Genomic DNA, 12,384 nt, shown 5'->3' with positions numbered 1-12,384 from the left:
AGCAAAGTGGAATCCCGCCCTGGGGTAAAGGATGACGTTTTTTCTACTGCCAGTATGTGCAGATGTCTTATACCGACCGCCGTATCTGGCTAGACCCATTCACCACGTTGTGATGGATGTGGTTTGATGAGCATGTCTATCTACATATTGTTTATGTTTCTCAGCAGGGTATATAAATAATCTGTCCAGAGATGTGTATTTTTTGTTACGAATAAAAGTAGTGGAGTTATCTGTATTTATTAAATAAATATTAATTTTTTTAATTATATATTTTATGCAGATAGAGAAAATTAATTAAGGAGATGTTAATGAATTTGTCCAACTGGCGTATAGGATATCGATTAGGGGCGGGATTTTCTTTTCTGGTATTAATGCTTTTGGTAATTGGTAGTGTTGCAATTTCAAAGCTAAGTGACTTTCACGAAAAAATGGATGAGATTGTTTCGCAAAACTACCCACTTACTGTTAAAAGTAACAAGCTCATTGATGAGCTGAATAATTACCTCAATAATCAGCAACTGCTGCTACTTCTTAAATCAGAAAGTGAAATTAACAAACAGTTGGCACTGAACAAAGAGCGTTCAGGAACGATATCTGAACTCATGGAGTACTTGAACCAATCGGTAAGCGACAATAAATCCGTTACGATACTGCGTGATATTGGCGATATTCGCCGCGACTTCCTTGGTTCAGCAAACAAACTCTCTGCACTGGTCTCAGCAGGTAACACCGAGGCGGCTGCTGAAGAGTACTTCAACGTCACGCGCGTTACTCAGGCAAAATATACCAGTAAAGTTAATGAATTCATCGATATACAGGATGATAAAATGGCATCCTCAGCACAAGAAGTAGGGGACAGCTATAAAAATGCGCTGATGGTACTCGCTACGATCATTATCATCAGTGCGCTGACTGGATTAATTATTGCTTCATTGATTACCCGTAGCGTAACTCAGCCGATACAGGAAGCACTGGGCGTTGCCGAAAATGTCGCGAAAGGCGATCTGACCTCTGAAATTTATACCGAGCGTAAAGATGAAACGGGTCAGTTGTTATCCGCCTTGAATAATATGAATGGTAGCTTAAGGCAGATTGTCAGCCAGGTGCGCGATGGGGCAGAAACGATCTCCAGTGCCGCATCGCAAATTGCTGCGGGGAACCAGGATTTATCTGCCCGGACGGAAGAACAGGCGAGCTCGCTGGAAGAAACCGCATCATCAATGGAACAATTGACGTCGACAATAAGAAATACCGCCGATAACACGACGCAGGCGACAGATCTTGCGGCCAGCGCATCGGCAACGGTGAAGAAAAGCGGTGCGATGATGGAAACGGTAACGCAGGAAATGCGCGGTATCCGTGATTCATCACAGCGTATGGCAGAAATTATCGGTGTGATTGATGGCATTGCATTCCAAACGAACATTCTGGCGCTGAATGCGGCCGTTGAAGCGGCACGTGCCGGTGAACAGGGTAGGGGCTTTGCCGTTGTTGCCAGTGAGGTACGCGCGCTGGCTCAGCGAAGCGCTACTGCGGCAAAAGAAATCAAAGAACTTATCGATGACTCGTTTAGGAAAGTGCAGGACGGCATGGGGCTGGTAGAAGAAACCGGCATCACGATGAACTCATTGGTGGCGAATGTGCAGGGTGTCACGGGAATCATCAGCGAAATTGCGCAGGCCAGCCGTGAGCAAAGTGATGGAATCAACCAGATCAACCTGGCCGTTGGGCAGATTGATACGACAACCCAGCAAAATGCCGCACTGGTTGAAGAATCTGCCGCCGCTGCGCTCTCTTTGCAAGATCAAGCCAATAGCCTCGCGCGTACGGTCAGCGTATTCAATCTTGGTGCATCGTACAAAAGTGCGACATTAAATAGAAACGCAGAAACACCCGCGCTGGCTGCCCCTAAAACTGGTCGTACAGAAAAAACCGCAGCCAAAGGTGAGTTAGCGGATTGGACCACGTTCTAACGTTTTTTCGTTAAACGGTATTGCTGATTGACCGCCATTGTGTGCACGAGTTGTGTACCACAATGGCGGTTTTTTATTGCCGTGTCGGGCAATGATGACAGGACGGAAATCAGCTTTTAGCGATAGTTTGCTTAGGATGATTCATATACCACCGAACAACATCAATGAGCAGGAAGATGAGCAGGCTGATCCCCATGACGGGCAAGCTCACTGCCAGTAGCAGCGTAATAAGCGCGATCAACACACGTTGAAAGAGCGGAACCCTTAACAATGCCGCCGTCAGCGTGTTGACCGGATTAGCGTCATGGCGAGATTTTGGCCGACGTATCCACCACATCCGATAACCCCACACAATCATCGTACAGAGCCCAAGACCAAATGCCGCGAGGATAAGTTGGTTTGGTAAACCGAATAACACGCCCATATGTGCATCCACTCCCCAGCGGGTGAGCTTGGCGGCAAGTGGGAAGGTGTTGAAATCAGTTTTGTCGATAATCTCCAGCGTATCTGGGTTAACCGACACGGCATCAACCTGCGTTGGCCAGGAACGATCGATCTCACTGACGGTCCAAGCACGGTGCGGCTTGGTGGCAGGGCGGATTTCGATTTTATTGGCATCAATCCCAGCATTGCGCGCGGCAGCCAGCACTTCATCAAATAACGCGGGTGAAGCGGCTTCGACATTCTCCATTGGCATCGACGCATGGTGCTCTGCATGTTCATCCGTAGTCATCGCCATATCGTGACCGTGCATCATGTCGTGATGAGACATCGGTGTGGGCAACTGTGTGTTCACCGATGGGGTCTGCCACCCTAGTGCGGTACGCGCGACAGAAATATTGCTTCCCGCCCATTGCGACCAGGTTAACCCCGTTACGGAGAAAAAGAGCAAACCAAGCACAAGAGTCAGCCCCATTGTGGCGTGCCAGTGGCGCAGACGCTGCGTCTTGGCTGTTGTCGTCTGGCTATTCTTCAATCTCCGCCGTTTGGTCGCTGAAGACAGATGTCGAGTTGACCACCAGATAACCATGCCGCCCAGTGCTGCGACCCACAGCCAGGATGCTGCCAGCTCGCTGTAATTACGCCCGACATCGCCTAACAGCAGCCCGCGGTGGAGGTAATCAAGCCAGATACGGAATGGCAGAATGCCGCTGGTGCCGTAAACAATCTCACTTCCGCGATTTTCCAGCGAAACCGGATCGATGAAAACGGCGCGGCTTTCTGATGGCCCCAATTCCGGCAAGGTAAACATGACGCGGGTGGTTGCTCCAGCTACCGGTGCAGGACGTACCGCAAGCAGTTTTGCATCCTGACGGTGAGCGAGCCACGCCTGTGCAGCATGGATTTGCTCAGACAGAGAATGTGGCGTGCCCTGACTCTCGGTGAAAAGCTGGTGTGAATACAGCCGATTTTCAATCTGCGGTGTCAGGACATACAGCGTCCCTGTCAGAGCAGCGATAAAAATAAAAGGACCGACAAAAATACCGATATAAAAATGAAGCCGGATGAACAGGGCAACGATCGCAGCACGTGGCGATACGTTATCCATCGCGTGTTTATCCGACGCCGTTTCTCCGGCTGGGCGTGAGCCGGAGGCAGCAGTGGCTGATGCCTGATTAGGGTGTGACATAGACCCCTCTGAAATCACTTAGCAAAAAATCATCAAACGCCACACCTGAAAGGGTATAGCGCGGTGCGTTATAAATGTACATGAGCATGATGATGCGTGATTCAGAAAGGTGGGGCGCGGACTACAGGAGAAGCATAACGCTCAGGAAGGACAATGCGGGAAAGAAAATGAATAACCAATGCTTCCGATAAAGACGCAGCCAGTATGGGATTGGGGGTACCTGTTGCGAACAGCGCTGGCGTATACGAAAAGAGTACGCAGTAACCGCAAGCAGCATGGTCCATCATCATGGATGGCGACGAGGGAGAATGGTGTGATTGTGTTGCGTGATGCCCGGACATCTGATGTCCGGTAGGATTATGGTGCGGTTCGGTTATACTGCTGCTGTGGCTGGCGGACGCTGCTGTATCATCTGCGTCGGCCATATGTGCAGTTGTACGAGTATATGCAGTCGATCTATGCGTGTTTGTACCATATTCATGAGCATGAGCGCCATTAAGCACCCGTGTTTGTGAAATCACTGGCGCAATGAAGATGGTCAAAATAGCGAAGATGCCGACCCAGGCTGGGAAACTTCGCCGTCGTAGTGCGGACAAAAGCATAGCAGTCTTAATTCAACAATACCTAGTTCAGCCAAGGAGCGTACTTTACTTGTCCCTGCATTGTTACACAAATGTTTATACTCGGCATACTGCAAGTGACAGGTGACGTGCTGTTGCTATCCGTTCTGATTTCTATCAATGACTCGTCAGGAAATTGCACGGGCGTAAACGGAATAATCCTACGAACGCGCAGGGCGATATTCGCTATAGTCCGTGGTTGTTTTCCATTTTGACAACCCAGTTTATCATGCTTTAACGTTCTCGTTGTTTAAACGGTGACCTATTATGATGAACAATATCTTTATCAAGTTGTCGGAAAGCTAACTTATCCATTAATATGGATTTTAGTTGATTGAAGCACACCAACAGGGGGAGCTGTGCTGGATAATAAATTTGGGTTTAAACAGCGGGTTGCTAGTCTTCGCTGGCTGTCTGCCGCCGTTATGCTGTCTGTAAGCGCAGTGCCTGCTTGGGCATTTTCTATTGATGATGTTGCGCAGCAGGCTGAAAAGCTGGCTCAAAAGGGTTTTGAAGCACCGAAAAGTAATCTGCCTGCGCAATTCCGTGATATGAAATTTGCGGACTACCAGCAAATTCGTTTCAATAACGACAAATCATACTGGAATAATGTACAGACGCCTTTCAAACTCCAGTTTTACCATCAGGGCATGTATTTCGATACCCCGGTGAAAATTAATGAAGTGACGGCGACAACGGTTGATGAGATTAATTACTCTCCTGAGTATTTTGATTTTGGCTCCGTCAATCACGATCCTGAAACGGTTAAAAATCTCGGCTTTGCCGGTTTTAAAGTTCTCTATCCGATCAATAAAGCCGATAAGAACGATGAAATTGTCAGCATGCTGGGTGCCAGCTATTTCCGTGTGGTCGGTAAAGGCCAGATTTATGGTTTATCCGCGCGCGGTTTGGCGATCGATACGGCGTTGCCTTCTGGTGAAGAATTCCCGCGTTTCCGTGAGTTCTGGATTGAGCGTCCAAAACCAAATGATAAACACTTGGTGATTTATGCGCTCTTGGATTCGCCACGTGCCGCAGGGGCTTACCGTTTTACCGTTTATCCGGGGCGTGACAGCGTCGTAGACGTTCAGGCTAAAGTCTTCCTGCGCGATAAAGTGGGCAAGCTGGGTATCGCTCCGCTGACCAGTATGTATCTGTTTGGGCCGAACCAGCCGTCACCAACGCTGAACTACCGTCCAGCGCTGAACGACTCTAACGGTCTGTCAATTCATGCCGGTAATGGCGAATGGATTTGGCGTCCGCTGAATAATCCTAAGCACCTGTCCGTGAGCACTTATGCGGTGGAAAATCCGAAAGGGTTTGGTCTGCTGCAGCGTGGCCGTGATTTCGCTGCCTACGAAGATCTTGATGACCGTTACGATCTCCGTCCAAGTGGCTGGGTTGAGCCAAAAGGTGAGTGGGGCAAAGGAAAAGTTGAGCTGGTTGAAATCCCTACCGCGGATGAAACCAACGACAATATCGTTGCCTTCTGGACACCGGATGTGTTGCCAGAAACGGGCAAACCGCTGGATATTAAATATCGTCTGCACTTTACGCGCGACGAAGATCAACTGCATTCCCCGAACATTGCCTATGTTCAACAGACTCGCCGTTCTGCCGGTGATGTTAAACAATCTAACCTGATTCGCCAGCCTGACGGCACGATCGCTTACATTGTGGATTTTGTTGGACCGAATTTAAAAGAGTTGGATGAGAACGCCCCAGTAGCCTCTCAGGTCAGCATTGGCGACAACGGCGAGATTGTAGAAAATAATGTTCGCTATAACCCGGTAACTCATGGCTGGCGTCTGACGCTGCGTTTGCGTGTGAAGGATGCGAAACAGCCGACTGAAATGAGAGCTGCGTTGGTTAATGGCGAGACGACATTGACTGAAACCTGGAGCAATCAGCTGCCTGCTAATGAATAAGTCAACTTCTTCTCTCGATTATATTGAGAAACTACCTCTGCCTGCTCCGCAGGCAGAGGTTCTTCGCGAAAAATTACCGCAAGCGGCCTGGAACGATCAGGCCGTTTTGCATCAGGCGTTGTCTGAAGGTAGCCAGTCTGCAGGCAGCCAGGTCAATGTTCAGGCAGAAGACGATGTTGCGCTGCATTCCGTGCAGGCTCGTCTTGAAATGGCCTGGGCTGATGGTCTGGACAACGGTAAGCAGCTCGGCACAGACAGGGAAGGGCGGACGGCGTTAAAAGCGATGCCTGTTATTACCCGCGCCTCTATGTTCCCTGATGTCTGGCGGACGAACCCACTGATTCGCTGGTGGGAAAGTCTGCTGGGCCGTACCGTGCCGCCTCGTCCTCATTACAGCCCGGAAGAGAAAATTTCCGAAAACCGCTGGCGTCTGGTGGGGACAATCCGCCGCTATATTCTGCTGGTGTTGACGTTGTTCCAGACGGCGATCGCCACTTGGTACATGAAAACCATCCTTCCTTATCAGGGGTGGGCGCTGATCGATCCGTTTGAAATGGCGGGTCAGCCGTGGACGCGATCGGTCATGCAACTGCTGCCTTATGTGTTGCAAAGCGGCATACTCGTTCTGTTCGCTGTGCTGTTCTGTTGGGTGTCGGCCGGGTTCTGGACCGCGCTGATGGGGTTCCTGCAACTGCTGATTGGTCGAGATAAATACAGTATCTCTTCCACGACAGTGGGTAACGAGGCGCTGAATCCCGAGCATCGCACGGCGTTAATCATGCCGATTTGTAACGAGGACGTAGAACGCGTGTTTGCGGGATTACGTGCGACGTATGAATCGGTTGAAGCGACGGGCAACCTTGAGCATTTTGATATTTACGTCCTGAGCGACAGTAACGATCCTGATATCTGCGTAGCAGAGCAAAAAGCCTGGATGGAGCTGTGCCGTGATGTTGGTGGAGCAGGGCGTATCTTCTATCGTCGCCGTCGCCGTCGCGTCAAACGTAAGAGCGGTAATATCGATGATTTCTGCCGCCGTTGGGGCAACCAGTACAGCTACATGGTGATTCTGGATGCCGATAGCGTGATGAGCGGTGAATGTCTGACGTCTCTGGTCAGACTGATGGAAGCAAATCCGAATGCCGGTATTATCCAGTCCTCGCCGAAAGCATCGGGCATGGATACGCTATATGCACGTTGCCAGCAGTTTGCAACGCGTGTCTATGGGCCACTGTTCACCGCAGGCTTGCATTTTTGGCAACTGGGTGAGTCACACTACTGGGGACATAACGCGATTATCCGTGTTAAACCGTTCATCGAGCACTGTGCTTTGGCACCGCTGCCGGGTGAAGGTTCGTTCGCTGGTGCGATTCTGTCTCACGACTTCGTTGAAGCTGCATTGATGCGCCGTGCTGGATGGGGCGTATGGATTGCATACGATCTACCGGGAAGCTATGAAGAGCTGCCGCCTAACCTGTTGGATGAACTGAAACGTGACCGCCGCTGGTGCCATGGTAACCTGATGAATTTCCGGTTGTTCTTGGTTAAAGGTATGCATCCGGTTCACCGTGCCGTTTTCCTTACTGGTGTGATGTCTTATCTGTCGGCACCGCTGTGGTTTATGTTCCTGATGCTCTCTACAGCCTTACAGGTTGTGCATACGCTGATGGAGCCCCAGTACTTCTTGCAGCCACGACAATTATTCCCCGTCTGGCCACAGTGGCGGCCGGAACTGGCTATCGCGCTCTTCTCGACGACATTGGTCTTGCTGTTCTTGCCAAAACTGTTGAGCGTGATTCTGGTGTGGGCGAAAGGGGCAAAAGAGTACGGCGGCGCTGTCCGGGTATTCCTTTCTCTGCTGCTGGAAATGCTGTTCTCGGTTCTGCTGGCTCCGGTTCGAATGCTGTTCCATACGGTATTTGTTGTCAGTGCGTTTCTCGGCTGGTCGGTACAGTGGAATTCTCCACAGCGTGATGACGATGCGACTCCGTGGAGTGAGGCGTTTGTGCGCCACGGTTCTCAACTGATTCTGGGGCTGGTCTGGGCGATTGGCATGGCATGGCTGGATCTACGCTTCCTGTGGTGGCTGGCTCCGATTGTCTTCTCGCTGATTTTGTCGCCGTTCGTTTCGGTTTATTCGAGCCGCGCGTCATTGGGGCTGGGTTGTAAGCGTGCTAAGTTGTTGATGATACCGGAAGAGTTTAATCCGCCGCGCGAACTGGTCGCTACGGATGAATATTGCCGGTTGAACCACCAGCGTAGACTCGATAACGGATTTATGCAGGCTGTCTTTGATCCGTCAATTAACGCCCTGGCCAGTGCAATGGCGACGGCGCGGCATCGCTTCAGCCGAGCGATTGAAGACGTACGTGAGCAGAATGTGCGTGATGCCTTGAATCGCAAACCGGAAGAAGTGAGCAATAATCAGCGCCTGGCGTTGCTTAGCGATCCCGTTACGATGTCGCGCCTGCACTACCATGTGTGGCAAAAGCCGGAGACCTATGCTGCGTGGGTTGAGTCTTACCAGAAACTTCCCGCACCTCATATCAAAAGCTAACTGCTTGTCGTGTAGAAAATGAGTAGCGTGAAAGATAAAGCAACGGCAATCCATGCCGTTGCTTTTTTTTCGACGATTATAAGGTGTCGCAGCTCCGAAACTACAGGAGTGCATTCGTTAATAAAGGGACGGTTCGCCTTCTGGGCGCGTTTTAAAACGGCGGTGCAGCCACATGTATTGATCCAGTGCGAGCAGAATATTCCGTTCAACCACGTTGTTCATCCAAACGGCAGTCGCAGTTTCATTATCTATAGGCGCATCCTGTTCCGCTGGCTGTATCAGTAGCTCATAGCCTTTGCCGTCAGGCAGTCGGCGAGGTACAAAAGGGATGACTGCTGGGCGTGCCGTTTTTATCAGCATGTAGCTACCGCGGGTTGTCGCTGCTTTCTCTACGGCAAACAGAGGAGCGAATACGCTGCTGCGTGGGCCATAATCATGATCTGGGGCATACCAGATAATATCGCCCTGCTTGAGAGCGCGAATCATGCCCTTCAGATCTTTTCGGTCCAGCATGGATTTATTGGAACGCATTCTTCCCCACGTCTGTAACCAGTCAATCAGCTTGTTATCATTCGGACGATAGACGCCAATCCCCGGATTGTACATGCCAAAAACTCGTGCACCGAGTTCCAATGTTAAAAAATGGAGCCCGATGAGCAGTACCCCTTGCTCCCGTTCGTTCTCAGGAATGATGTGTTCAACGCCTGTTACCGTAAACCAGCGCTCGATACGCCAATTCGGCCAAAACCAGGCCATGCCTGTTTCAACTACGCCCATGCCGACAGATTCGAAATTCTTCCTGATTAACGCATCACGCTCAGCCTGTGGCATGTCGGGGAAACACAGTTCAAGGTTGCGGGCGGCGATCTTGACGCGCTTTGGCAGCAGACGCATAGCCAGATAGCCGAGCGTGGTACCGATACGATAAATAATGGGGTAGGGAAGCAAAACGATAAGGTACAGGATGCCGATGCCCAACCAAGTGAGCCAGTAACGCGGATGTAGCAATGAACGATTAAAAGAAGGGATTTGTGTCATGGTCTCAGTATCAATATTTTGGTGCTGGTCAGCACGCGAACCGTTAAAAAAGAGTTAATAGATCAACTGCAAGATAGATTATTGCGGTGCTTTGCCAATAAAACAAATTACCGTTGTGTTATTGACTGATTTTTATGCAAAAGCGGACTTGATCGTACCATCTTCAGAGAATGAGTTTTAACCTTTGTTGGCATACTGCGTGGTGAGAGGGGGAAGCGGCGACCCAGATAGGATCGCCTGACACATCGTATTCATCGTTACTGTTTAAAAATACCTCTGGCGTAGCGTGGTTCACTACGCCAGTATTGTGCAGGGGCGGAGACCTGAGCGCCCAGTCTGACGGCTGCATGCCACGGCCAGCGAGGATCGAAGAGTATCGCGCGAGCCAGCCCGATAGCGTCTGCCTCACCGGTTGCAACGATCGCTTCTGCCTGTTCCGGTTCGGTTATCAATCCAACGGCGATGGTCGTAATACCCACCTCTTGCTTAATCCGCTGCGCATAGGGCACCTGATAATTCGGCGCAGGATGAATTTGTTGCAACGGCGATAACCCGCCGCTGGAAACATGGATGAAATCACAGCCCAATTCGTGCAGCGCTTTACTGAGCTGTACGGACTGTTCCAGATCCCAACCGCCTTCCACACCATCTGTTGCGGAAATGCGTATGCCGACGGCTTTATGTTCAGGGAAAATGTCGCGTATCGCACGGTAAATTTCAATGACCAGACGCATCCGATTTTGAAGCGATCCGCCGTAGCCGTCCGTGCGCTGGTTGGTTAACGGTGAGAGGAACTGGTGCAGTAAATAGCCGTGGGCAGCATGAATCTCTATCAGATCAAAGCCCAGACGATCCGCACGTTTAGCGGAATCAACGAACGAATCAATTAGCGCATGGATTTGTGGTTCTGACATGGCCTGCGGTGGCGCATCACTGTCATTATAAGGAACAGCCGATGGTGCAATAGTTTGCCAACCGCCCTGTTCCGGGCGCAGAAATGCTCGTCTGCTCCACGGCACGCCTGTTGATGCTTTGCGACCCGCGTGCCCGAGCTGTATGCCGAGAGGCATGGCTGAATAGGTTTTGACTGCGTGAACCGCACCAGCAAGAGCCTGCTCCGTCGCGTCATCCCACAAACCAAGGTCGTGCGGGGAAATCCGCCCTTCTGGTGAGACTGCGGTTGCCTCAATAATAAGTAGCCCAGCGCCAGAATGTGACAGGTTACCTAAATGCATGGTATGCCAGGCTGTCGCCTTGCCGTCCTCTGCTGAATACTGACACATAGGGGCAATGATGATTCGGTTGGGCAATTCGAGTTTACCCAGTGATACTGGGGAGAAAAGCTGACTCATAATGACAGATCCTTCGATGATGATACTTCATGAAAGCGAAAATGAATCCCAGAGGTCATGGGTTTACGGTAGATCACTCTTTCTCGTTACGCTATTCATTTCATGCCCTGACAGCTTCAGCGCTATCAGGTATGATGCCGGGCGATTCAGTATGTCGAGCTATAGCTTGATGATGAACGCCACACGCTAACCTCAATGAAGACAGGAACGTACACCATGCCAGTGTTACATAACCGAATTTCTAATGAGGAACTGAAGGCGCGTATGCTTGCGGAAACCGAGCCGCGTACCACAGTTTCCTTCTATAAATATTTTGCGATTGACGATCCAAAAGCCTTTCGCGATCGTTTGTATATTCAGCTTGAGCAATATAAGGTCTTCGGACGCATCTATATTGCCACTGAAGGGATTAACGCCCAAATCAGCGTACCTAATAATCAGTTCGATGCCTTTAAAGCTGCATTGTTCAGTGCACATCCGGCACTCGATCAAATTCGCTTAAATATCGCTTTGGAAGATGACGGGAAATCGTTCTGGGTACTGCGTATGAAAGTACGCGAACGGATTGTCGCCGACGGCATTGACGATCCTACTTTTAACCCTGCGAATGTCGGGCAATACCTGAAAGCCGATCAGGTTAATGCGATGGCTGACGATCCTGATACCGTATTTGTCGATATGCGTAATCATTACGAATATGAAGTCGGACATTTCGAGAATGCGCTGGAAGTGCCGTCGGATACCTTTCGTGAGCAGCTACCGATGGCGGTTGAAATGCTGGACGAGGCGCGTGATAAAAATATTGTCATGTACTGCACGGGCGGTATTCGCTGCGAAAAGGCCAGTGCCTACATGCTGCATCACGGCTTTAAGAATGTGTATCACGTCGAGGGCGGTATTATTGAGTATACGCGTCAGGCTAAAGCCCAAGGCTTATCGCTGAAGTTTATCGGTAAGAATTTCGTGTTCGATGAACGGATGGGAGAGCGTATCTCTGATGATGTCATCGCGCATTGCCATCAGTGCGGCGCGTCGTGTGATAGCCACACTAACTGCCGTAATGAAGGGTGCCATCTCCTGTTTATCCAATGTCCGAGCTGCGCCGCAAAATACGAAGGCTGTTGCAGTACGCAGTGTCAGGATGAGATGAAGCTGCCGCTGGAAGAACAAAGGGCGATACGCAGCGGGCGTGAAAATGGAATGAAAATCTTCAATAAATCCAAAGGATTATTACAGGCAACGTTGCACATTCCTGCCCCTGTAGCGAAAGATAAGGCTGAATAGCG

Annotated in this window: 8 protein-coding genes; 4 read left to right on the top strand and 4 right to left on the bottom strand. The window is 50.3% G+C overall.

Annotated elements, in window-relative coordinates; genetic code table 11:
- Positions 1-308: 308 nt before the first annotated feature.
- Positions 309-1,973, top strand: coding sequence for a methyl-accepting chemotaxis protein (locus tag H0248_RS17170; RefSeq protein WP_180786835.1), 1,665 nt, complete (start codon positions 309-311; stop codon positions 1,971-1,973).
- Positions 1,974-2,082: 109 nt separating this feature from the next.
- On the opposite strand, the gene H0248_RS17165 is transcribed toward H0248_RS17170, so the two are convergent.
- Positions 2,083-3,603, bottom strand: coding sequence for a PepSY-associated TM helix domain-containing protein (locus H0248_RS17165; protein ID WP_180786834.1), 1,521 nt, complete (start codon positions 3,601-3,603; stop codon positions 2,083-2,085).
- 101 nt (positions 3,604-3,704) lie between these two features.
- Positions 3,705-4,205: a DUF2946 domain-containing protein gene (locus H0248_RS17160; protein WP_110164172.1), complete on the bottom strand. Its 501-nt coding sequence runs from the start codon at positions 4,203-4,205 to the stop codon at positions 3,705-3,707.
- A 443-nt stretch (positions 4,206-4,648) separates the two neighbouring features.
- Here H0248_RS17160 and H0248_RS17155 point away from each other — a divergent pair, with 443 nt between their 5' ends.
- Positions 4,649-6,151, top strand: coding sequence for a glucan biosynthesis protein G (locus tag H0248_RS17155; RefSeq protein WP_219609257.1), 1,503 nt, complete (start codon positions 4,649-4,651; stop codon positions 6,149-6,151).
- Entirely contained in the window at positions 6,144-8,708 is a 2,565-nt protein-coding gene (mdoH, locus tag H0248_RS17150) for a glucans biosynthesis glucosyltransferase MdoH (RefSeq protein ID WP_180786832.1), read from the top strand. The genes H0248_RS17155 and mdoH overlap by 8 nt, the downstream gene beginning before the upstream one ends.
- 117 nt (positions 8,709-8,825) lie before the next feature.
- On the opposite strand, the gene H0248_RS17145 is transcribed toward mdoH, so the two are convergent.
- Together H0248_RS17145 and H0248_RS17140 are read right to left on the bottom strand one after the other, a co-directional pair.
- A complete protein-coding gene (locus tag H0248_RS17145) occupies positions 8,826-9,746 on the bottom strand; it encodes a Kdo(2)-lipid IV(A) acyltransferase (RefSeq protein ID WP_180786831.1) in 921 nt (306 codons plus the stop codon).
- Between the two features lie 257 nt (positions 9,747-10,003).
- Positions 10,004-11,098, bottom strand: a complete 1,095-nt coding sequence (locus tag H0248_RS17140; protein WP_180786830.1) for an NADH:flavin oxidoreductase/NADH oxidase — start codon at positions 11,096-11,098, stop codon at positions 10,004-10,006.
- Between the two features lie 216 nt (positions 11,099-11,314).
- Between H0248_RS17140 and trhO the strand changes: the two genes are divergently transcribed.
- Positions 11,315-12,382 carry an oxygen-dependent tRNA uridine(34) hydroxylase TrhO gene (gene trhO, locus H0248_RS17135; protein ID WP_180786829.1) on the top strand — a complete coding sequence of 356 codons (1,068 nt, stop codon included), beginning with the start codon at positions 11,315-11,317 and terminating at the stop codon, positions 12,380-12,382.
- The last annotated feature ends 2 nt before the right edge of the window (positions 12,383-12,384 follow it).

The sequence above is a fragment of the Pectobacterium brasiliense genome, assembly GCF_013449685.1.
GTDB classification, from domain to species: Bacteria; Pseudomonadota; Gammaproteobacteria; order Enterobacterales; family Enterobacteriaceae; genus Pectobacterium; species Pectobacterium brasiliense_A.
Note: the sequence above shows the minus strand (reverse complement) of the source record. Positions and strands in the feature narration are given on the sequence as shown.

What these genes read in the sequence shown, in the direction of transcription:
- H0248_RS17170 (WP_180786835.1), top strand. Translation starts at nt 309, where the DNA reads ATGAATTTGTCCAACTGGCGTATAGGATATCGATTAGGGGCGGGATTT.
- H0248_RS17165 (WP_180786834.1), bottom strand. Translation starts at nt 3,603, where the DNA reads ATGTCACACCCTAATCAGGCATCAGCCACTGCTGCCTCCGGCTCACGC.
- H0248_RS17160 (WP_110164172.1), bottom strand. Translation starts at nt 4,205, where the DNA reads ATGCTTTTGTCCGCACTACGACGGCGAAGTTTCCCAGCCTGGGTCGGC.
- H0248_RS17155 (WP_219609257.1), top strand. Translation starts at nt 4,649, where the DNA reads ATGCTGTCTGTAAGCGCAGTGCCTGCTTGGGCATTTTCTATTGATGAT.
- mdoH (WP_180786832.1), top strand. Translation starts at nt 6,144, where the DNA reads ATGAATAAGTCAACTTCTTCTCTCGATTATATTGAGAAACTACCTCTG.
- H0248_RS17145 (WP_180786831.1), bottom strand. Translation starts at nt 9,746, where the DNA reads ATGACACAAATCCCTTCTTTTAATCGTTCATTGCTACATCCGCGTTAC.
- H0248_RS17140 (WP_180786830.1), bottom strand. Translation starts at nt 11,098, where the DNA reads ATGAGTCAGCTTTTCTCCCCAGTATCACTGGGTAAACTCGAATTGCCC.
- trhO (WP_180786829.1), top strand. Translation starts at nt 11,315, where the DNA reads ATGCCAGTGTTACATAACCGAATTTCTAATGAGGAACTGAAGGCGCGT.